21 protein-coding genes and 1 other RNA gene are annotated in these 22,983 nt (G+C 29.8%); 12 read left to right on the top strand and 10 right to left on the bottom strand.

The features are described from left to right. Positions 1–32: 32 nt before the first annotated feature. Positions 33–611, bottom strand: coding sequence for an AAA family ATPase (locus RN605_RS06790; protein ID WP_394853513.1), 579 nt, complete (start codon positions 609–611; stop codon positions 33–35). Positions 612–717: 106 nt separating this feature from the next. Here RN605_RS06790 and RN605_RS06785 point away from each other — a divergent pair, with 106 nt between their 5' ends. The 4 genes from RN605_RS06785 (at position 718) to RN605_RS06770 (ending at position 3,882) form a co-directional block, all read left to right on the top strand. Further along, a complete protein-coding gene (locus RN605_RS06785; RefSeq protein WP_313323502.1) occupies positions 718–1,002 on the top strand; it encodes a DUF493 family protein in 285 nt (94 codons plus the stop codon). Positions 1,003–1,004: 2 nt separating this feature from the next. Continuing rightward, positions 1,005–1,697, top strand: coding sequence for a DUF4290 domain-containing protein (locus tag RN605_RS06780; protein ID WP_313323500.1), 693 nt, complete (start codon positions 1,005–1,007; stop codon positions 1,695–1,697). A gap of 26 nt (positions 1,698–1,723) precedes the next feature. Further along, complete coding sequence (gene murA, locus RN605_RS06775) at positions 1,724–3,034, top strand: UDP-N-acetylglucosamine 1-carboxyvinyltransferase (protein ID WP_313323499.1); 1,311 nt, start codon at positions 1,724–1,726, stop codon at positions 3,032–3,034. An 80-nt stretch (positions 3,035–3,114) separates the two neighbouring features. Continuing rightward, positions 3,115–3,882 (top strand): sulfite exporter TauE/SafE family protein, encoded by a 768-nt coding sequence (locus RN605_RS06770; RefSeq protein WP_313323497.1) that lies wholly within the window; start codon positions 3,115–3,117, stop codon positions 3,880–3,882. Here RN605_RS06770 and RN605_RS06765 read toward each other — a convergent pair. The 3 genes from RN605_RS06765 to RN605_RS06755 form a co-directional block, all read right to left on the bottom strand. Beyond that, the gene (locus tag RN605_RS06765) at positions 3,879–6,335 is read right to left on the bottom strand and encodes a DUF5686 and carboxypeptidase regulatory-like domain-containing protein (RefSeq protein WP_313323495.1); all 2,457 of its coding nucleotides are present in this window, start codon (positions 6,333–6,335) and stop codon (positions 3,879–3,881) included. The two genes, RN605_RS06770 and RN605_RS06765, sit on opposite strands and share 4 nt — an antisense overlap. 14 nt (positions 6,336–6,349) lie before the next feature. Then, a complete protein-coding gene (aroQ, locus tag RN605_RS06760) occupies positions 6,350–6,763 on the bottom strand; it encodes a type II 3-dehydroquinate dehydratase (protein ID WP_313323493.1) in 414 nt (137 codons plus the stop codon). 80 nt (positions 6,764–6,843) lie between these two features. Then, a complete protein-coding gene (locus tag RN605_RS06755; RefSeq protein ID WP_313323491.1) occupies positions 6,844–7,380 on the bottom strand; it encodes a porin family protein in 537 nt (178 codons plus the stop codon). A 282-nt stretch (positions 7,381–7,662) separates the two neighbouring features. Between RN605_RS06755 and RN605_RS06750 the strand changes: the two genes are divergently transcribed. From RN605_RS06750 to RN605_RS06730, 5 genes are all read left to right on the top strand, one after another. Continuing rightward, the gene (locus RN605_RS06750; RefSeq protein ID WP_313323489.1) at positions 7,663–8,259 is read left to right on the top strand and encodes an outer membrane beta-barrel protein; all 597 of its coding nucleotides are present in this window, start codon (positions 7,663–7,665) and stop codon (positions 8,257–8,259) included. Between the two features lie 155 nt (positions 8,260–8,414). After that, on the top strand, positions 8,415–8,897 hold the full coding sequence (locus RN605_RS06745) for a porin family protein (protein ID WP_313323488.1): 483 nt from the start codon (positions 8,415–8,417) through the stop codon (positions 8,895–8,897). Positions 8,898–8,974: 77 nt separating this feature from the next. Then, positions 8,975–9,874 (top strand): site-specific tyrosine recombinase XerD, encoded by a 900-nt coding sequence (xerD, locus tag RN605_RS06740; protein ID WP_313323486.1) that lies wholly within the window; start codon positions 8,975–8,977, stop codon positions 9,872–9,874. Between the two features lie 95 nt (positions 9,875–9,969). Continuing rightward, positions 9,970–11,481, top strand: coding sequence for a sensor histidine kinase (locus RN605_RS06735; RefSeq protein WP_313323484.1), 1,512 nt, complete (start codon positions 9,970–9,972; stop codon positions 11,479–11,481). Beyond that, positions 11,471–11,866: a response regulator gene (locus tag RN605_RS06730; RefSeq protein WP_313323482.1), complete on the top strand. Its 396-nt coding sequence runs from the start codon at positions 11,471–11,473 to the stop codon at positions 11,864–11,866. Before RN605_RS06735 ends, RN605_RS06730 begins: the two co-directional genes overlap by 11 nt. Positions 11,867–11,919: 53 nt before the next feature. On the opposite strand, the gene rny is transcribed toward RN605_RS06730, so the two are convergent. From rny to RN605_RS06710, 4 genes are all read right to left on the bottom strand, one after another. Next, entirely contained in the window at positions 11,920–13,482 is a 1,563-nt protein-coding gene (gene rny, locus RN605_RS06725) for a ribonuclease Y (RefSeq protein ID WP_313323480.1), read from the bottom strand. A gap of 51 nt (positions 13,483–13,533) precedes the next feature. Beyond that, positions 13,534–13,641: non-coding RNA, 6S RNA (gene ssrS / locus RN605_RS06720), on the bottom strand. A gap of 64 nt (positions 13,642–13,705) precedes the next feature. Beyond that, positions 13,706–13,993, bottom strand: coding sequence for a cell division protein ZapA (locus tag RN605_RS06715; RefSeq protein ID WP_313323479.1), 288 nt, complete (start codon positions 13,991–13,993; stop codon positions 13,706–13,708). 2 nt (positions 13,994–13,995) lie between these two features. Further along, on the bottom strand, positions 13,996–14,286 hold the full coding sequence (locus RN605_RS06710) for a hypothetical protein (protein ID WP_313323477.1): 291 nt from the start codon (positions 14,284–14,286) through the stop codon (positions 13,996–13,998). A gap of 178 nt (positions 14,287–14,464) precedes the next feature. On the opposite strand from RN605_RS06710, the gene RN605_RS06705 reads away from it, so the two are divergent. Genes RN605_RS06705 through RN605_RS06695 form a run of 3 tightly spaced genes read left to right on the top strand, consistent with a single transcriptional unit; the run spans position 14,465 to position 19,404 of the window. Then, positions 14,465–16,162, top strand: a complete 1,698-nt coding sequence (locus RN605_RS06705; RefSeq protein ID WP_313323474.1) for a M23 family metallopeptidase — start codon at positions 14,465–14,467, stop codon at positions 16,160–16,162. A 9-nt stretch (positions 16,163–16,171) separates the two neighbouring features. Next, complete coding sequence (locus tag RN605_RS06700; protein WP_313323472.1) at positions 16,172–18,649, top strand: TonB-dependent receptor; 2,478 nt, start codon at positions 16,172–16,174, stop codon at positions 18,647–18,649. Between the two features lie 35 nt (positions 18,650–18,684). Further along, positions 18,685–19,404: a hypothetical protein gene (locus RN605_RS06695; RefSeq protein WP_313323470.1), complete on the top strand. Its 720-nt coding sequence runs from the start codon at positions 18,685–18,687 to the stop codon at positions 19,402–19,404. Between the two features lie 4 nt (positions 19,405–19,408). Here RN605_RS06695 and RN605_RS06690 read toward each other — a convergent pair whose 3' ends face one another. Both RN605_RS06690 and RN605_RS06685 read right to left on the bottom strand, forming a co-directional pair. Next, positions 19,409–21,238 (bottom strand): ABC transporter ATP-binding protein, encoded by a 1,830-nt coding sequence (locus tag RN605_RS06690; protein WP_313323468.1) that lies wholly within the window; start codon positions 21,236–21,238, stop codon positions 19,409–19,411. Continuing rightward, positions 21,238–22,965: a phospho-sugar mutase gene (locus tag RN605_RS06685; RefSeq protein ID WP_313323467.1), complete on the bottom strand. Its 1,728-nt coding sequence runs from the start codon at positions 22,963–22,965 to the stop codon at positions 21,238–21,240. Before RN605_RS06685 ends, RN605_RS06690 begins: the two co-directional genes overlap by 1 nt. Between the last annotated feature and the right edge of the window lie 18 nt (positions 22,966–22,983).

Raw genomic sequence — 22,983 nt, 5'->3', positions numbered from 1 at the left:
AATGAAATTTAAAATAAATAAAAGAATAAAATTTAAGACAACTTATTTAAAATAAATTGAATCCTGTCTTCAATAGTGCCGGTTGGGACTTCAATTAATTCGTAGTTGTATTTTTTATAAGTTTCTTTCAGATGGTCGAAAATCAATTTTGCTTGTTCAAAATTTTCATAACGAGCTTCATCACTAATATAAATTTCTTCCCATGGCGGTAACACAAAGATTTTGGAATATTTAATATCAATACAAGCTTGATCAAAAAAAGCTGGGTAACTGTCACCAATATAATGCATATAAGCTAAAATGTCAGGAACACCACGGTCTAAAAAAACAATATCATTTGAATCTTGAATGGCATTTTCAAATTGTTTTTTTCTTCCTTCAAGCAAAAGTTCGCTGAACAAAAGTGGTTTTTCGAGAAATAATTGTTCAATTCCTTGTTTTTTGGCCTCCATAGTAATTTGTCTAGAAATTTCAGGAAAACATGAGTAACCTTGTTCGATTAGTCCATCGATTATAGTTGTTTTTCCAGTTCCTGGTCCGCCAGTAATTACAATAATTTCTTTTTCCAAAATTTTGAAATAAGCCGCAAATTTATTGAAAGTATTTAAAATAACCTTTTTAATACATCGATATATTTTAAAGAAATTAATTTAGGTAAATAATGAGTAATTATTAATTGTAATTCCAAAATAGTATATTTGCGTATAATTACCTCAAATGGATAAGAAAACAGAAGAATTTTACATTAGACTTAAAGAAGAATTAAATAATACTTCCAATTGGCCAAGTGAATATTTATATAAATTTATAGTTCCAACAGATCCCAAAAAAATTGAAGAAGTAGAAAACGCTTTCGATAATATGGGTGCTGTAATACAAACACATCAATCAAAAACTGGAAAATATACAAGTTTATCAGTAAATGTTACAATGAAAACACCTGATGATGTTGTAGAAAAGTATATTGAAGTTTCTAATATTGATGGTATAATTTCACTTTAAAGATGAATCAAAAATATATAAAAGAAAACGCTAATGATGTAGTTCATCATTTAGAATATAATGCAGAACGTCCACATTTAATTATTCCTGAATATGGTCGTCATTTACAAAAATTGATTGATCAGGCAACTGTTATTGAAGATAGAGATGAGCGAAACAAAGCTGCAAATTATATTATTCAGGTAATGGGAAGTTTAAATCCTCATTTACGTGATGTTCCTGATTTTCAACATAAATTATGGGATCAGATATTTATTATGTCTGATTTTAAATTGGATGTAGATTCTCCATATCCAGTTCCAACTCGAGAGGTAATAAATTTAAAGCCTGATAAATTAGATTATCCACAAAAAAACCCAAAATACCGCTTCTATGGTAATAATATTACCTACATGATTGATGTGGCTAACAGTTGGGATGATGGCGATATGAAAAGTGCTTTAATAAAAGTTATTGCAAATCATATGAAAAAATCTTTCCTTAGTTGGAACAAAGATACTGTAACAGATTCAGTGATTTTTGAACACCTTTATGAACTTTCAAAAGGGAAAATAAATCTACTGCAAAGCGATGAAGAATTATTAAATACATCTGATTTGTTGCGAACAAATAAAAAAACTTCTAATAAAAGTAATGTTCAAAATACAAAGAACAAGAATAAAAGTAAAAAACCCTTTCAACGTAAAAACAATTAATAAACTCAGAAATTTTCTTTAAACAAATGGGTACATTCAAAATAGAAGGTGGAATTCAATTAAAAGGTGAAGTACAACCACAAGGAGCAAAAAATGAAGCATTACAGATATTGTGTGCTGTTTTATTAACTCATGAAAAAGTAACAATAAACAATATTCCAGATATTATCGATGTAAATAAATTAATTACATTATTAGGTAATCTTGGAGTAAAAATTCAAAAAAATGGACATGGTTCTTTAACTTTTCAAGCAGATGAAGTAAATGTTGGTTATCTTGAAACAGAAGCTTTCAAAAAAGAAGGCGGAAGTCTTCGCGGTTCTATTATGATTGTTGGACCATTGTTAGCAAGATTTGGAAAAGGTTATATTCCAAAACCTGGTGGAGATAAAATTGGACGTCGTCGCTTAGATACGCATTTTGAAGGTTTTATTAATCTTGGAGCAAAGTTCAGATACGAAAGAGAAGATCATTTTTATGGCGTTGAAAATAAAGGAAGATTAAATGGAACCTACATGTTGCTTGACGAAGCTTCAGTTACTGGAACAGCTAACATTGTTATGGCTGCTGTTTTAGCAGAAGGAACAACAACAATTTATAATGCTGCTTGTGAACCTTATTTGCAACAATTGTGTAAAATGTTGAACTCAATGGGTGCAAACATAAAAGGTGTTGGTTCTAATATGTTAATTATAGAAGGAGTTGAATCACTTGGTGGTTGTACTCACAGAATTTTACCCGATATGATTGAAATTGGTTCTTGGATTGGTCTTGCGGCTATGACAAGAAGTGAGATTACAATTAAAAATGTTTCTTGGGATAATTTAGGAGTTATTCCAAATGTCTTTAGAAAATTAGGTATTACTCTTGAAAGAAGAGATGATGATATTTATATTCCTGCACATACAAAAGGTTATCAAATAAAAACAGATATTGATGGTTCAATTTTAACCATTGCCGATGCACCTTGGCCAGGATTTACACCTGATTTATTGAGCATTGTTTTGGTTGTTGCTACACAAGCTGATGGAGATGTGTTAATTCATCAAAAAATGTTTGAAAGTCGTTTATTCTTCGTGGATAAACTAATCGATATGGGCGCAAAAATTATGCTTTGCGATCCGCACAGAGCTGTGGTTATGGGACATAATTTTAAATCTCAACTAAAAGCAACAGTTATGTCTTCTCCTGATATTAGAGCTGGAATTTCATTATTAATTGCTGCGCTTTCTGCAAAAGGAACATCAACTATTCAAAATATTGAACAAATTGATAGAGGTTACGAACGCATTGATGAAAGACTTCGTGCACTTGGAGCCAACATTGTTAGAGTATAATTATAAAATGTAAAATGTATCTATATCCAAATTTCAATTTAAAGATTGAAATTTGGATTTTTTTTGGACTTTAATAACTTATGGAAACTTACATAATTGTCATTCTTTGTATTGCTTCTTTTTTCTCTGGTTTTGTTGATGCAATTGTTGGCGGCGGCGGATTAATTCAAACTCCAGTAACAATGATTATGCTTCCAAATCTTTCTGTAGCTAATGTAATTGGTAGTTTAAAAATTCCTGCTTTTAGCGGAACTAGTTTTGCAACTTACCAATATTTAAAAAGAGTTGATATAAATTGGCGATTACTTTTATTAATGGCAATTGTATCGTTTTGCTTTGCTTATTTAGGCTCAAATTTACTAACTATTGTAAGCAATGATTTCATGAAGCCTTTGTTGCTGTTAATTTTAGTAGGATTGGCAATTTACACGTTCAGAAAGAAAGATTTTGGACAATTCAGGCATAAAAATTTATCAGCTAATAAACAGTTGTTTTTTGCTTTATTGATAAGCATGCTTGTTGGTTTTTATGATGGATTTATTGGTCCAGGAACCGGTAGTTTCTTAGTGTTAGCTTTTGTTTCTGTTTTAGGCTTCGATTTTCTTCATGCTTCTGCAAATGCCAAAATGGTAAACCTTGCCACTAATTTTGGTTCGATATGTTTATTTGTTTCTAAAGGAAAAATAATTTGGGCAATCGCCATTCCAATGGCTTTTTGCAATGCTTTGGGTGGTTTTTTAGGATCAAAATTAGCCATCAAAAAAGGAAATTCATTTATTAGAATTTTCTTTTTAGCAGTAGTTATTTTGGCATTACTACGATTTGGTTATGATGTTTTCTTTGCTTAAAAACTTAAGCCAAACATAACACCATCACCTTGATAACCGCTTTGATAGGCGCGAATGTAATCAATTCTAAAAATTCTGAATTTACCAAAACCTAGATTACTAAAACCAACTGAAAATTCCTGATATGGATTTCGCTCCGGAATGGCTAGATTTTTAAAGCCAAGCATTAATTTTGATTGGAGTTTGTTTAGCAAAGGAATTTTGTTCATGATATATCCTTTATCATTATGCTCTAAATGAGTTTCAAAATAGCTATCATTAGTACTTGACGAATAATAAGGCAATAAATTGAATGAATTTGTCATATCACCGCGATTAAAATGCGTTTGATTTCCGTTAAAATGTTTATAATCTACAAACGAAATTCCATCGGCATTAAAAAACTTTCCACCTTTAATATTAATCGAAAGTTCGCCTTTGTTACCTAATATTAAGTTTTGAGTAACTCTGGCGGCAATTTTATCAAAATTGTATTGACTTTCATTTCCAGAGAAACCTTTTTCGTAGCCTAAAGAAAGTGTTGGATATTTATCGTTGCTAATGTTGTATTTTCCGTCAGGACGAGTAATGTACTGTTGTCCAAATTTTATTCTCGCACCAACAGTTAGTTTTGCTAAATTATGTTTTTCTAAAGCTGGAATAGAAAAATCAAATGGCAATAAAGGATTGTTTGAAGTATATAAATCATCCGATTTAATTACGGTATAATCGGTTGTGTTATACAGAGGTTTTCGCTCGGAATATTCCAAACCTAAACTCATATTCAACCCATTAAAAACTTCTCTTGAAAAATTAGCAGCAATATAATTTTTCTCATATAATTTCATGAAATTGTTTTTGAAGAAAAGCGTGCTAACTGTATTTACCAATTTAGAAATTGGTTCTTCTCTATTAAATTGTGTAGCAATGTTTCCGCCATAAATAGATAAATACGACTTCGATTTATTGTTTAGTTTAGCAGAAAAATAAGCAGTTGGTCTAAAAGCTTCATCTGAAAAACCATAGGCAACATTTGAACCAAATTGATAATACGTATTTTTATCTTCATTTCTTTTAAAGAACGATAAACCAACACTTGTATTCCAACCTTGAATTGTGTTAAATGAGGTATTCATAATTGGTCCATCATACGTTATTCTCCATTTTTTGAATGAATTTGAATAAGTATATCCATTTAAAACATCCATAAAATGAAACTTATTTCTCTTATCATCAATAGAATCTAAATACACTTGCGATTTCTTTTTTTCTTGTAAAGCATCTTTTTTAGTGTAATCTGTAATTTCTTCTTCGGTTAAAGGAACTGGTCTAATCGTATTCCAAAAAGAATCTTCTTTTTTGTTTGCATTTTCTTCAAAACGCAAAACTTCGGCAGTAAAAGTTTTTTTCTCAAATTTTTCAGGAAACTCAAAATTAGAAAACACATAAGTAAATCTTCCCGATATATTTACACCAAGCATTCCAGCATCAAAATCTAAGGTTTGAGTGTTTTTTGTCCAAATTTTAGTGTTGTTGTTATAACTAAAACTTTGCTTTAGAGTCAAAGTATTCAATGCAGGATTTTGAATTTGCTTTCCAGTAAATGTTACATCAACAGCATAAATTGCATACGAATCATCAACAATATAAATGTATCCAGACATTACAGGTTCTGTAGCTCTTTTTGGAAGTACTTTTATTTTATTAATTTGTTGTCTGTTCTCGGTAAAAAATGAACCTTCAAAAGTATATTTATAATAATTGAAGGCATTATCTGCAATTGGCGATACTACATTGGTGTCAAATTCTAAATAGTTGTCATAAAAATCAAAGTTGGCTGAAGCTGCGTTGTTAAAACTAAAACCATTATCATTTCCACTGACTTTTGAAGCAATAATTACTTCTTTCAATTTGTCTGGTTTTTGAAACGTTACTTTTGAGACAGTTTCTGATAAATACAAAATTCCACTACGAGTTGAATCTATCACTTCATCAAAGAAATCTAATTTTTGACCTAATATTTTTTTAGGCAAATTTTTAACTCTAAAAATTCCTCTTGAATAAAAATCAGCAGTATATCTTGATGCTTTTTCGGTGTTTATCTTTTTATTTTTTATAGCATTTCTAATGATTTCGTCAGCAGGATTAATTCCTTTGTCAATAATAACCTCATTTAGTGTAATGTTTTCTTCAAATAAGGTAACTTCTAAATCAATTGGCATATTTGAAATTTCAACAACTTGCTTTGAAGTTTTGTAACCTAAATATTGGAATAGAATTACATGCTTTCCCGGAGTTTTAATATTTAGTTCAAATCTTCCTAAATCATTAGTAGTTGTTGAATTATATGTGTTTTCTTCAAATATGTTTACAAAAGGCAATGGTTTTCCATCAACGTCTTTAACAACACCTTTTATTTGAGAATGAATAACTAACGAAAAAAAGAAAAGTAATAGCGTAAATTTTAATTTCATATGGCTTTGATTATTTAGATAAACGATTGTAAAGCTAATTCATAACTTTTCATTCCAAAACCAATTATTATTCCTTTAACATTTGGAGATAAAAACGAATGATGTCTAAACTCTTCACGAGCAAAAGTATTTGAAATATGTACTTCAATCACAGGTGTTGTAATTGCTTTCACTGCATCAGCAATACCAACAGAAGTATGAGTATAAGCAGCAGCATTCAATATAATTCCGTCATAACTAAAACCTACTTCTTGAAGTTTATCAATCAGTTCGCCTTCAATATTACTTTGATAATAGTCTAAATCAAATGTGTTATACTTTAATTTCAGTTCTTGATAAAAATCATCAAAAGTTTTGTTTCCATAAATTTCAGGTTCTCTTTTTCCTAATAAATTCAAGTTGGGACCATTGATAATAATTATCTTCATTGTGAGTATTTTTAGTAAAAGTAAAAAACCGCTATCATATTGACAACGGTTTTTAAATTAAAGTATATAAAAGTATGGGGCTAAAATTTGTAACCAACAGAAAATTGTATAACTCTATTGGTAACTTCGGCATCTTTATTAGCTTCAGTCAATCCAAGAACATATCTGCCTTGAACAAAAAAGTGTTCAGTAATATTATAACCTAAACCGCCAGCAAGAGCAAAATCAAACGTTTCACCTTCAAATTGATCCGAAACGCTTTCATTAACTAAGAATGAAAACTGTGGTCCAACTTCTAGACTTAATTTTTTGCTAATTAAATAAAACTTTGCCAAAACCGGAACCGTAAAATAGTTATAATTAATGTCTTTAAATCCTGCCTCATCAATTTTTGTTCCTTGTGATGAATAGAGTAATTCAGGTTGAAGCGATAAGTTTTCTAATAACTTGAGTTCAACTACAGCACCAAAATGAAAACTGGTATAGGTAGAACCACTAATATCATTTCCTTCTAGATTTGAAAAATTGGCACCAGCTTTTAAACCGAACTGAAACATTTGAGCGTTCATGCTTCCAAAGCTAAACACTACTGCTAATAATAAGATTGATTTTTTCATATAGTATTATTTATGTTCTTTAATTAACGTCTCATAGACAATTTTATTGTGATTGTAAATCATAATTAAAGGTTAAAATTGGATTTTTGACTCCAAATCGTTGTGTTTTCTAAAAATAAGGGAATTGTTAATTTAGAGTTGTCTACATGATAAATAATACATTTTCAACAAGATATAAAAACACAATTGTTAATAACCTTGTTAACAACTACAAAAACTGCTATTATTCTCAATAAAGTAAACTTATAACTTTGTTTATATTAATTTTAAAATTAAACAAACATGAAAAAAATTATTTTAACTATGGCAGCGGTATTTGCAATTTCATTTGCAAACGCTCAAGATTCAAAAGAAAGTTCAGAAGGATTTGCTAAAGGAGATTTGTACTTAACAGGTACTGCTGCTTTTGGTTCTGAAAAAACAGGTGATGCAAAAGTAGATGGTTTTACTTTGGCTCCAGGACTTGGTTATTTTTTATCTGAAAATTTAGCTTTAGAAGGTCAATTAATGTTCAATTCTGGTAAAGATGACGACGGCGCAGGTAATGAATTAAAAACTACAGGTTTTGGTATTGCTGCAGGTGTTAAATATTTCTGGACTCCAGCAAGCAAATTTTCTCTTTCTATTGGAGGTAACATTTCTTATATGTCAACTAAAGTTGATAATGGAGCGGGAGATGCAACGTTTAAAGAAATAGGTGTTAATGTACCAGTTGGTTTAAACTACTTCCTTTCAGATAGTTTTGCTTTAACATCTACTTGGGGTGGTTTAGGTTATTCTTCAAATGATAATGGAGGTAACGGAGCTGACAAAACTTCAGGTTTTAGCTTAGGTCTTGATATGTCAACTATTAACTTTGGTTTAATTTACAAATTATAATCTAAAGTAAATTTTTTTAAAACCTCTCAGAAATGAGAGGTTTTTTTGTTGGTATTATTTGTTAATAACCTTGTTAATAACTGCAAAGTGAGTTATTATTCTTATTAAACTAATCTTATAAATTTGTGTTTATAAATTTTAAAATTATAACAAACATGAAAAAAATCATTTTAACAATTGCTGCTGTTTTCGCTTTTGGTGTTGCTAGCGCACAAGATTTAAAGTATGGAGCAAAAGCTGGTCTTGACTTGCTTTCTGCTAAGTATGATGGTGCAGGTAGTGTATCTGCTACAGGTTTCTATGTTGGAGGTTTTGTAGAATTTGGAATAGCTGACAAATTTGCTTTGCAACCAGGGGTTAATTATCATGCAGCTTCAAAAGAGGGAGTTGATTTTAATTATATCAGTATTCCTGTTTTAGCAAAATACAATGTTGCTGAAAAATTCAATTTATTAGCTGGTCCATCTTTATTCTATAGTATGGATTCAGAAGATAATGATAAAACAAGATTTAATTTAGATTTAGGAGCTTCTTATGATATCACTGAAAATCTTTTCGTTGACCCAAGATATTCTTTAGGTTTAACAGGTGATGTTAAAGTTAGTCATTTTTTAATTGGATTAGGATATAGATTTTAATAAAATCTATTATAATTAGTAAAACCTCTCATTTCTGAGAGGTTTTTTTATTGCTTATCATTTTGTTTCTTTGTCAAATGAGTTGGAACAGTTACATCAAAAGTTTTCAAAACTATCTTAAAATTGAACGTGGATTATCAAAAAACACTATTGATAATTACACTTTTGATTTAGAAAAACTGTTATTGTATTTAGAAACAAATTCTATCAATGTTTCCCCAATAAGTATTAGTGACGAAACTATTCAACAATTTATATATTCCATTTCAAAAGTTGTAAATGCTCGTTCTCAAGCAAGAATTATTTCAGGTTTAAAAAGTTTTTTTAATTATTTAATTTTTGAAGATTATAGAAAAGACAATCCTTTAGAGTTGATTGAATCGCCTAGATTAGGTAGAAAGTTACCCGATACATTATCCATTCAGGATATTGATAATTTGATAAAAGCAATCGATTTATCTAAGCCAGAAGGTGAGAGAAATAAAGCCATTATAGAAACACTTTATAGTTGTGGTCTTCGTGTTTCTGAATTAATAAATTTGAAGATTTCTGATTTGTTTTTTGAGGAAGGATTTATCAAAATAACAGGTAAAGGAAACAAGCAAAGATTTGTTCCAATTGCTCCATTGACTCAAAAATTTATTAACTCTTATAAAAATAATATAAGAAACCATTTGCAAATTAACAAAAAATTTGAAGATACTTTATTTTTAAACAGAAGAGGAAATCAACTTACAAGAGCAATGATTTTTACAATCATAAAAGAATTAGCTCTTAAAATTAATCTTCAAAAAAACATTTCACCACACACTCTAAGGCATTCATTTGCAACACATTTGCTCGAAAATGGTGCTGATTTACGTTCAATTCAAATGATGTTAGGACACGAATCAATCACTACTACAGAAATTTATGTTCATTTAGATAGAAGTCATTTGAAAAAAACAATTTATGCATTTCATCCGAGAAAAGTGTAGTTAATCGATATTTTTTATATATTTGGTACGAATTTTACTTTCCCAAAGAGTGAAATTTGAAATTTATAAGATAAACTTAACCATACTATGAAATTATGTTACGAAAACCTTATGAAGAAAAAACCAAGGATATTTCTGGTTTGTTTTTTAAAAAACTAGTTTCAAAAATACCAGATTTATTATTTCAACTTTCGTTGTCACCAAATGGTGATTTGAGTTCACCTTTTTTAAATAAAGCAGTAATTCAATATTTTGAATTATCCAGAGATGAATTAAGAAATTTTGATTTAAGTCAACGTATTCTTGAAAACGACTTTGTTGACTTATTAAATTCAATAAAAAACATTCCTAACGAAACAACTATTTGGACTCATGAATTTAGGGCCATTTTGCCAACAAAAGGACTTCGATGGTTCAAAGCTGTTGCTAACGTTGAAATTGATAGCTTTCAGTTTGTTTCTTTATATGGAAGATTATCTGATATTACTGAAGAGAAACAACGTGAAATTGAACTAAAAATTTCAGAAGAACGTTTTCAATTTGCCATGGAAGCATCGTCTAATGGAGTTTGGGATATCGATATGGTTACCGACAAAGTATTTTATTCTTCTCAATCAATGAAAATGCTAGAATTGGAGGAACAAGATATAATTTCTACACATTTAAAATGGGATGAACGTATTCATCCTGATGATATTGAAGAATATAAATCTCAGTTTCAACTTCATTTAGAAAACAAAACACCATTTTATGAAAATGCGAAACGAATGCTAACCAAATCAGGAAAGTATAAGTGGATTTTAAGTCGTGGAAAGATTATTAAAAGAGATGAAAATGGAAATCCTTTGCGAATAATTGGTACAGATATCGATATTACACATCAAAAAGAAGAAGAGAAAAAACTTTTAAAAAGTTTAGAAATTATAGGTGAACAAAATTCAAGGTTGCTCAATTTTGCGCATATAGTTTCTCATAATTTAAACTCACACACCAGTAATTTTAAGATGCTTTTGGATTTGGTTGAAGATGAGGAAGACGAATGTGTTTTAAAAGAAGTTTTTGGTTATCTACGTACTTCTTCTAACGCATTAAGTCAAACTATTGAACATTTAAAAGAATTAGTTGATGTTAATACAAATATGGTTCACAAAAAGGAAAATTTAAATTTAGATGAATATTTAAATAAAGTTTTAGACATATTGAGCGAAGATATTAATAAAAATAAAGTTAAAATATTTAAGAAAATACCAAGTGAATGTTATATTTCTTTTAACCCATCATACCTTGAAAGTATTTTACTTAATTTTACAACTAACGCTATAAAATATGCGCATCCAGATCGAATTCCTGAAATAAATTATAGTCATTATAACCAAAATGGTTCAACTATACTTGAGATTCAGGATAATGGTTTAGGGATAGATTTAAATAAATATGGAGAAAAATTATTTGGAATGTATAAAACGTTTCATAATAATGAAAACGCACGAGGAATAGGTCTTTTTATCACAAAAAATCAAATTGAATCAATGGGCGGAAGCGTTGAAGTTATGAGTAAAGCAAATCAAGGAACAACTTTTAAAATCTATTTTAATAATGAAGTTTAACGATATTTATGTAGTTGACGATGATAAGGTTTTTCATTTTATTATCAAAAAACTTTTAGAGAACAATAATATAAATGTCAGACCTGATTTTTTTGAAAATGGATTATTGGCTATTAATGGTTTAAAGAAAAAGATAATTCAAGGTGAAAATCTTCCAGATTTAATATTGTTGGATATTAATATGCCAGTTTTAGATGGATGGCAATTTTTAGAAGAATTCAAAGTCCTGAAAAGTAAACTAAATAAAGATGTTATAATTTATATTGTGAGTTCTTCAGATAACAAATCCGATTTAAATAAAGCTAAAACTTTTCAAGATGAGGTAAAAGATTATTATTTGAAACCTATGACTTCCGAAGATTTAAAAGCAATGTTTTCTAATTAAAAAAAGGGATTTCTAATCACAAGAAATCCCTTTTTTTGTATTAATTATTTATTTTATTTCGCAATATTTACTGCTCTAGTTTCACGAATAACAGTAATTTTTACTTGTCCAGGATAAGTCATTTCAGTTTGTATTTTTTGTGAAATTTCAAATGACAGACTTGAAGCCATTTCATCAGATACTTTTTCACTTTCAACAATAACTCTCAATTCTCTTCCTGCTTGAATTGCATAAGCATTTTTCACACCATTGAATCCAAAGGCAATATCTTCTAAATCTTTTAAACGTTGTATGTATGAATCTAAAACTTGACGTCTCGCTCCAGGTCTCGCTCCAGAAATAGCATCACAAACCTGAATAATCGGAGAAATCAAATATTTCATTTCAATTTCATCATGGTGTGCTCCAATTGCGTTGCATACTTCTTCTTTTTCTCCATATTTTTCAGCCCATTGCATTCCTAATAATGCGTGTGGTAAATCGCTTTCTGTATCAGGAACTTTTCCAATATCGTGAAGTAAACCAGCACGTTTAGCTAGTTTGACATTTAAGCCAAGTTCAGCAGCCATAATTCCACAAAGTTTTGCAACTTCTCTCGAGTGTTGTAACAAGTTTTGACCATAAGAAGAACGGAATTTCATTCTTCCCACTACTTTAATCAATTCTGGATGTAAACCGTGAATACCCAAATCAATAACGGTTCTTTTACCAACTTCAGCTATTTCTTCATCAATTTGCTTAGTTGTTTTTGCTACAACTTCTTCAATTCTCGCTGGGTGAATTCTTCCGTCTGTAACCAATTTATGTAATGATAAACGAGCAATTTCTCTTCTAACAGGATCAAAACATGATAAAATAATTGCTTCCGGCGTATCGTCAACAATAATTTCTACTCCAGTTGCAGCTTCAAGTGCACGAATATTTCTTCCTTCGCGACCAATAATTCTTCCTTTTACATCATCAGATTCAATATTGAATACTGACACACAATTTTCGACAGCTTCTTCAGTTCCAACACGTTGAATGGTGTTGATAATTACTTTTTTGGCTTCTTGTTGCGCAGTCAGTTTAGCTTCTTCAATAGTATCTTGAATATGCGCCATTGCTTTAGTTTTAGCTTCAGCTTTTAAGCTTTCTACTAATTGTTCTCTTGCATCGTCAGCAGAAAGACCAGATATGACTTCTAATTGCTCTACTTGACTTTTATGAAGTTTTTCTAGTTCTTGATGCTTTTTATCAAGTAATTCAATTTTGCTTTCGTATTCTTTGGTTTTTGTTTCAAAGTCATCATTTACTTTTTTAGCTTTTGCCAATTCACTTGAAACTTGTGATTCTTTGTCGCGTATTCTTTTTTCTACTTCAGCAATTTTTTTGTCTTTGTTTAAAATCTCTTTTTCGTGCTCAGATTTTAATTCAAGAAACTTTTCTTTTGCTTGCAGAAGCTTATCTTTTTTTATGCTTTCAGCTTCTTGATTTGCTTCTTTTAAAATTGAACTTGCTTCTTTTTTTGCATTTTTAATAAGATTAGAAACATTGCTCTTTTCAAGGAATTTTGCAATTCCAAATCCAGAAGCAATACCAATAATTGCGGCGAGTATAATAAATGTAATTTCCATTTTTTTTGTTATAGTTTAGATATAAAAAAAGCCTACATTAGGTGAATGAATAAACTCGTAAAGACAAGTTTTGAGCTAACTCACTGTTCAAGTTTCCCCGATAAAAGAGGCATGCTTTAGTAGCGATGATTTGCTCATTCTAATTTGTTAGTGTTGAGTTTACCAAATAAAATCTAATGTAGGCAGTGTTTTAATGTTATGTGTAAGAACGTGTTTTTTTATTTTAAGCAAAATCTTTTAATAAATCATTAATTTTTTTCAATTTTTCAAGAGTTTCAGTTCCGTCAATCGTCTTATCCAGTTGTTTTTGTTCTACTTGAGAAGCAAACTGTAAAGCGCACATGGCCAAAACATCTTGTTTATCTCTTACGGCATAGTTTTCCTCGAATTGCTTAATCATTAAATCAATTTTTTTAGAAGCACTTCTCAGTCCTTCTTCTTGCGATGTTTCCACTGTTAGCGGATAAACTCGGTCAGCAATTGATATTTTTATTTTAAGCTTTTCACTCATATTTAATCGGATAGCTGTGCTATGCAGTAATCAATTTCTCTTATTAATGAATTTATTTTAAGCTTTGTATCTCTTTTGTTTTCTTCACTGCCAAGTAATGAATTTGCCATTTTGAGTGATTCGCATTCCTTTTTTAAGGCGTCAATTTCACTTTTTTGATTATTAATGATAGTTTCAGCTTTGTTTAATTCTTCTTTGTGTTGTGCTAAATCATTTTCCAAACTATTTAATTTCTTTAACAGTTTTTCTATTCTAATTTCAACAGAACCAAATATTTCGGCTATTTCACTCATTAAATGATAGAATCCATTTCTTATTTCACAAAGTTAGTATTCTATTTTAGTAATGCAATATTTTTTATTACTTTTTATTTTGAATTAATTAATTGCTTATTATTTAATTAGTTATAAAAATATGATCTTGATGTAAATTTTTACGTACTTTTTATTATTTTAGCTAAAATATTAAGTTATGAAATTTTTTCTTACTTTATTATTGCTGCAAACCTCATTGATCGCTCAGAATAATTATCCAAAAGATTATTTTAAAGCACCACTTGATATTCCATTGCAATTATCTGGAAACTTTGGAGAACTTCGTCCGAATCATTTTCATGCTGGGTTTGATTTGAAAACTCAAAAAAAAGAAGGTTTACTGGTTTTTGCTTCAGCAGATGGATATATTTCCAGAATAAAAATTACTCATGGCGGTTATGGAAAAGCAATTTATATTACTCATCCAAATGGTTTTACAACTGTTTATGGGCATTTGCAATCGGGTTTTGGTAAAATTGAAGAGTTTATAAAAAAAGAACAATACAAGGCAAAATCTTATGAAATAGAAGTTTTTCCATTACCATCAGAATTGATTGTAAAGCAAGGTGAAGTAATTGCTTTGTCTGGAAATACTGGAGGATCAGATGGTCCACATTTGCATTTTGAAATTAGAGATACAAAATCTGAAAAAATAATAAATCCATTATATTTTGGATTTGATTCTGTTATTACCGATACAAAAAAGCCTTTCATAATGGGTTTGTATGCCTATCCAATTGATGAAAATTCAATTATCAATCAAACAAAAAGAACTTTGCTTTTAACATACGATCAATTGCCAAACGGTGATTATGTTGTTGAAAAAATTAATGCAACGGGAAGAATTGGTTTTGGCGTCGTTGTTCAAGATTATGATAATGTTTCTTGGAATACAAATGGTGCTTATAAAATTGAAGCATCGTTAAATGGAAAACTCAGTTTTGGTTATCAATTTGACACTTTTGCATTTGATGAAAGCAAATATGTAAATGCTTTGATTGATTATAAAATGTATAAAACAGAAAGAATAAGAATTCAAAAACTTTTTGCTGTAAATCCATATCCGTTAAGTATTATTAAGTCTGATGAAAATTTTGGTGTAATTAATGTCAATCAAAATGAAAATAAGTCATATAAAATTGAAGTTTCCGATTTTCAAGGTAATATTCTAAAAATTTGTGTTCCCATAAATTACTCTTCTTTGCCAATAAAATTTACAGAATCTCCAAAAACATCAAAATATTTTGTGAAAGCCAATCGTGAAAATATTTTTTCTCTTGAAAATGTAACTGTAACTTTTCCTGAGAATGCTTTTTATGAAGATTTTCCAATGAATTTTGAAGTTAAAAACGGAACAATCTTTTTACATCAAGACATTGTTGCCGTTCAAAATAGTTTCAATTTAAGAATTGAAGATACAATTTCATCAGAAAAAGACAGAGAAAAAATGTTTATTGGGTATTTTGATGGAAAAAAATACATTCATTACACAACAAAAAGGTATAAAAATACGTTCTCTATTTATTCAAAAACTTTAGGTCAATACAAATTGATGAAAGATACTATTTCTCCAAAAATTTCTATTGTAAAAAGTATTGAAGGAAAATGGATTTCCAATCAAAAAAATATTGATTTGACGATTTCAGATGATTTATCAGGTATAAAAACTTATGAAGGTTATCTAAACGGAAATTGGATATTATTTGAATATGAAAGTAAATTGAAACGATTAAGACATTGTTTTGACGACGGAATTGTAGCCGAAGGGAAAAATGATTTAAAAGTAATTGTTACCGATAATGTTGGAAATTCTACTATATTTGAAACACAATTTTACCGAAGTCAAAAACCTTAATGTAATCAATTGAAAACAAAATTTTTAATCTTCTCGCTTTTTATAATTCTAAATAGTTTCTCTGTTTTTTCTCAAAATGCAACTGCAAAAGTTGCTGGAATTGTTTTGGATGAAAACAACAAACCTGTTGAAAATGTCAATGTAAGTTACCAATCAAAATCTTCTATTACTGATAAAAACGGGTTTTATGAAATATCTGTTCCAGCCAACCAAAAAGTCATTTTAATATTTACTCATGTTTCTTTAAAAAGTATCACGGCTTCTATTCAATTAAAAACTAATGAAGAATTTGAGTTTAATGTAATGATGAATGATAAATCAGATCAACTGAATGAAGTTATCATAACAAACGATAAAAGAAGAGTAGAAGGTATTACAATAATTTCTCCCGAATCAATTCGTTTAAATCCTAGCGCAAATGCAGGAATTGAAAGTGTTTTAAAGTCTTTACCTGGTGTAAATTCTAATAGTGAACTAAGTACACAATATGCTGTTCGTGGAGGAAATTATGATGAAAATTTGGTGTATGTCAATGAAATTGAAGTCTATCGTCCTTTTTTAATTCGTTCTGGTCAACAAGAAGGTTTAAGTTTCACCAATACCGAAATGGTTCAGAACGTTGATTTTTCTGCTGGTGGTTTCCAAGCAAAATATGGTGATAAAATGTCTTCAGTTTTAGATATTACTTATCGAACGCCAAAGAAATTTGCATTAGCAGCCGAAGCTAGTTTTCTTGGAGGAAGTTTAACCGCCGATTTTATTTCAAAAAATAAAAAATGGTCAAATATAATAGGAATTCGTTATCGAGATAACTCACTTTTGGTGAATAGTCAGGAAACTCAAACCAACTTTAGACCAACATTTATTGATGTGCAGTCAATAGTCAATTTCAAACCAAATGAAAAATGGTCGTTTAGTTTTTTAGGAAATGCATCCAAAAATAAGTACAATTATCAACCATTAACGCGTCAAACTAATTTTGGAACAATTGATGAACCAATAGCGTTACAAGTTTTTTACGAAGGTCAGGAAAATGACCAATATCAAACTCTTTTTGGTGCTTTTAAAACGGTTTATGAATTGGATAAAAACAATGCGTTCAAGTTTATAAGTTCTATTTATCATACACAAGAACAAGAATATTTTGATATTTATGCACAATATTTTTTAGGCGAAGTTGATACAAATATTGGTTCAGAAACTTTAGGCGAAGTAACTTTTAATCGTGGTATTGGAACTCAATTAAACCATGCTCGAAACGATTTAGATGCTTTGATTGTTAATGCTGAAGTAAAAGGGTCACATGTTTTAAGCAACAAAAAACATTTTATCGATTGGGGAATTAAATACACCAGAGAAAATTTTCGAGATAGAGTAGTAGAATGGGAAGTAATTGATTCAGCAGGATTTTCTATAAATCCACCAATTATTGATATTCCAAACGACCAACCGTATAATCCATATACTGGACCATTGGTACCATATCAAAATATTCGAGCTACAAATTTTGTTGATATCAATAGAATTTCGGGTTATGCACAATGGAGTTTTAAAGATCAGATTGGTTCAGCTGACTATACCTTAAATTTTGGAGTTCGTGCACATAATTGGCAAGTAACAGGAAAAAATATCGCTGATGGAAAAAATCAAACTGTTTTCAGTCCGAGAGCACAATTTTCTTTAAAACCAGATTGGAAAAAAAATATGTTGTTCCGATTATCGCTAGGTTATTATTATCAACCACCATTTTATCGTGAGTTAAGAGATTCGCTTGGTATGGTTCGACCTAATGTAAAAGCACAAAAATCAATACATTATGTTTTAAGTAATGATTTTAAATTTCAAATGTATAATCGTCCGTTTAAGTTAGTGACAGAAGCTTATTATAAATCGATGACTGACGTAAATACGTATACATTAGAAAATGTTAGAATCCGATACCGAGCAGATAATGATGCAGTTGCATATGCTTATGGATTGGATATGCGTTTGAATGGAGAATTTGTTCCTGGAACAGAATCTTGGTTAAGTTTTGGTTATATGCGAACAGAGGAAAACCTGAATGACAAAGGATACATTGCACGTCCAACAGACCAAAGATTAAAATTTGGAGTATTATTTCAAGATTACATGCCAAATCTTCCAAACATGAAATTGTATCTAAATTTGGTTTATAATACAGGTTTGCCTGGCGGTTCGCCTTCTTATGCTAATCCATATGATTATCAGTTGCGTCTTCGCGATTATCGTCGTGCAGATGTTGGTTTTTCATATGTGTTGACAGAAAGAAACAATGAAAGACCTGATGGACATTGGTTGAAAAAATTCAAAGATTTGTCAGTTGGTTTTGAAATCTTCAATTTATTCAACAATCAAAATGCGATTACTAATACTTGGGTTCGCGATGTATATACTAAAAACCAATATGGAATTCCAAATTATATGACTACACGTGTTTTCAATATCAAATTGTCTGCTAGATTGTAGAAATAAATCATTATTTTTGGTATAAATTATTCAAAATGAAAAATTACACTTTATATATTTTGCTTGTTTCAATTGCATTTTTTTCAAGTTGCAAAAAAGAAGAAGAAAAGCCAAAAGTAATTTATGAAACTACCCAAAAAACAACATCTGCAGTGGTTGTTGATACTACAAAAGTTTTAGTTGCTGATTTACCAATTCATATGGATGGAACAAACTATTTGTTGTTTCCAATTGGAGATTTGAATTTTTCAAAACGCATGAATTATGGTTCTAGCTCTAGAAATAATTCCGTGAGTTATACGGTTTCAAATTATGGAGAATATGAAATTACTGGATATTTAAATAACATAAAGTTCAAAGAAATAGGGAAAGACACTATTTATGCTTTAACTGATAAGCCAGTAATTATCCAATCTGCAACCTATTTGAAAGATCATGCTACTAAAAATAAGCAACAATTGTTGGTTTATGTTTTAGAAGATATGGATACTAATAAAGATGCTAAACTTGATGAAAGCGATATAAAATCACTATATATCAGTTCTATTGATGGTAAAAACTTTACCAAATTAAGTACCGATTTTCAAGAACTGATAGACTGGAAATACTTAGAAGCTAACAGTTCAATTTATTTCAGAACAGCTGAAGATACTAATAAAAATGGCGAAATGGATAGTAGCGATAAAATTTACTATTCTAAAGTTAATTTGTTAGACAAAGAATGGAAAGTTGAAACTTATAATCCTGCAGAATAAGCTTTTAATCAAAACTTTGCATCGAAACTAACTTCGAATACATTCCATTTTTAGCTAAAAGTTCTTCGTGCGAACCTTGTTCTACGATTTCTCCTTTTTGCATTACAACAATCACATCTGCTTTCTGAATGGTTGAAAGTCTATGAGCAATTACAACTGAAGTTCTGTTTTGCATCATGTTTTCTAAAGCTATTTGAACCAATCTTTCGCTTTCTGTATCTAAAGCCGAAGTTGCTTCATCCAAAATCATAATAGGTGGATTTTTCAAAACAGCACGAGCAATTGATAAGCGCTGTTTTTGACCACCAGAAAGTTTGTTCCCGCTATCACCAACATTGGTGTTAATTCCTTCAGGTAAATCTTTTACAAATTCATAGGCATTGGCAATTTTCAAGGCATTGATGATTTCTTCATCGGTTGCATCTGGTTTTCCTAATGAAATATTTGCTTTGATAGTATCGTTAAAAAGAATAGAATCCTGAGTAACTAATCCCATCAAATCGCGTAATGACTTCATTTCAATCTCTTTAATGTCAATTCCATCAATAGAAATTTTACCTTCATTAACATCATAAAAACGCGTCAATAGATTTGCAATTGTACTTTTTCCTGAACCAGATTGACCTACCAAAGCAACCGTTTTACCTTTTGGAACTTCTAATGAAAAATTCTTCAAAACATTTTCATCTTCATATCGGAAGTTTATGTTTTCTAAAACAATTTTATCTGTGAATGATTCTTTTTTTAATGCATTAGGATTGTCAGTAATAACATTTTCGACTTCCAAAACTTCAAAAACACGTTCGGCAGCTGCCAAACCATTTTTAACTTGATATGATGCTTTTGAAATTGCTTTTGCTGGAGTTAATATGTTGTATGCTAAGCCTAAATAAACAATAAATAATGCTCCGTTTAATGTTTTATCAACTAAAACTAAATTTCCACCATACCAAAGTAGGATTGCAATAACAACAATTCCCATGAATTCACTCATTGGCGAAGCTAAATTATTTTTTTTACCAATGCTGTTGTCAAGTTTTAATAATCGTGTTATAGAATTGTTGAACAAAGATTTAAAATAGTTTTCGGCATTATAGCTTTTCACCACTTTTAATCCACTTAAAGTTTCTTCTACAACAGAAATTAAATAACCGTTTTCTTGTTGCGCTTTGGTGGATTTTGCTTTTAAACTTTTGCCTATTTTGGATATTACAAATCCAGAAATAGGTATAAAAATAAATACAAAAAGTGTCAACTCAAGACTAATTTTTAACATTGCTATGATAGCAAAAATTATAGTAAGTGGTTCTTTTACAATTAATTCTAAAATTAAAAAGAAAGAATTTTTTACTTCATTTACATCTCCAAGCATTCTTGCCATTACGTCACCTTTTCTTTTTTCAGAATAATAAGAAACAGGTAATTCAATGATTTTTGCAAACATTTTATCTCTCAAATCTTTTAGCACACCATTTTTAATTTTCATTAAATGTTGTGAGGCTAAATAATTGAAAAGATTTTTAAATAAAAATGTGCTGATAACTAATGCAACAGTAAGCAACAAAGCATATTGCGGACCGTTTTCATTAGAAAGTTTAGTGATGTAATATTGTAAATATTGTTTTCCATATTCGCCAATTTTATCAATTCCTGAATAAACAGGAAGCTTTGTAACTGCTTCATTCATCTTGAAAAGTACTTCCATTAAAGGAAATAAAGCAACAAATGATAAGGTTGCAAATAATGCATAAAGCACATTATAAATTACATTCCAAATAATGTGACTTTTAAACTTTAAGGCAAAAGGAATTATTTTTTTGAGATTTTCATCCATTAGTTTAGTTGCATTTCTGCTATTATATTTTCAATTTTTGAATTCAATAAAGTTTCTGCTGACTTTATTTCTTCAACAGAATTAATTTCTGTGTTTATACTAAAGTAGAACTTAATTTTAGGTTCCGTTCCGCTTGGTCGAGCACAAATTTTGCTTCCATCTTCTAAATAATAAATTAGCACATCAGATTTTGGAACAGTCAAATCAAAAGTAATGTTATTCATGAAATCTTTTCCTTCTGACGATTGATAATCTTCCACACAAACCACACGTTGACCATTGATTTCTGAAAGAGGATTTTCTCTTAGATCAATCATCATTTGCTTGATTAAATTGGCGCCTTCGATTCCTTTTTTAGTTAATGAAATTAGATGTTCTTTATAGAATCCGAAATCAACATACATTTGTTGTAAATAATTATATACTGAATTTCCTTTTTCTTTAGCTTGAGCTGCAATTTCACACATTAATAATATTGCGCCTACAGCATCTTTATCTCGAACAGCATCACCAACCATGTATCCAAAACTTTCTTCGCCACCGCCAATAAATTTTAATTCAGGAAAATCTTTGATGAATTTAGCTATCCATTTAAAACCAGTTAATCCAACTTTACATTCTACGTCGTAAGCCGAAGCTAATTCCAACATCATAGGAGTAGAAACAATGGTTGAACCAATGAACTGTTTCCCATCAATTTTTCCAGATTTTTGCCATTGTTCTAATAAAAAATGTGTCATTACTACCATGGTTTGATTTCCATTAAGTAAAATCATTTTTCCTTCATCGTTTCTAACAGCAACACCTAATCGGTCGCTATCAGGATCAGTTCCAAAAACAATATCAGCATTAATTTTATCTGCTAAAGCCAAAGCCATCGTTAAAGCTTCTGGTTCTTCCGGATTTGGAGATACAACTGTTGGAAAATTTCCATCTGGAATAGCTTGTTCAGGAACAATATTTACATCTGAATAACCTGCTTTTTCTAAAACTTTTGGAACCATTTTAATAGATGTTCCATGTAATGATGTATAACAGATTTTTAAATTTTTTCTAGCTTCAGCCGAAGTGTTGAAACTTGCATTTTCAACTGTTGATACTGCAAAAGCTTCGTCAACTGCTAAATCTATATATTCAATCAAGTTCTCGTCTGAATCGAATTTTATTTCGCTGTATTTTAAATTTTCAATAACTTGAATGATTTCAGCATCTTGTGGTGGAACTAATTGTCCGCCATCTTGCCAATACACTTTATAGCCGTTGTATTCTGGCGGATTATGAGAAGCGGTTAAAACAATTCCGGCATGACAATTCAAATATTTTAAAGCAAAAGACAATTCTGGTGTCGGACGCATTTCAGAAAAAAGATAAACTTTAATTCCGTTTGCCGAAAAAACATCGGCAACCACTTTTGCCAAAGTATCACTATTATGACGACAATCGTAAGCAATAACAACTTTTAAATTTTCATTTGGAAAAGATTTTTTCAAATAATCTGAAAGTCCTTGCGTATTTTTCCCTAAAGTATATTTATTAATACGATTGGTTCCAACTCCCATAATTCCTCGCATTCCACCAGTTCCAAATTCAAGATTTTTATAGAAACTCTCTTCCAAATCTTTTGGAGAAGAAGTCATCATTTCTTTAATTGATTCTTGTGTTTTATTGTCAAAAGTTGGTGTTAGCCATTCGTTGACTTTGTCTAAAATGGATTGTTCGATATGCATTTTATATTTTTTAAATGT

This window comes from Flavobacterium sp. PMTSA4 (assembly GCF_032098525.1).
Taxonomy (GTDB): Bacteria; Bacteroidota; Bacteroidia; order Flavobacteriales; family Flavobacteriaceae; genus Flavobacterium; species Flavobacterium capsici.
This window is presented reverse-complemented; position numbering and strand designations above follow the sequence as displayed.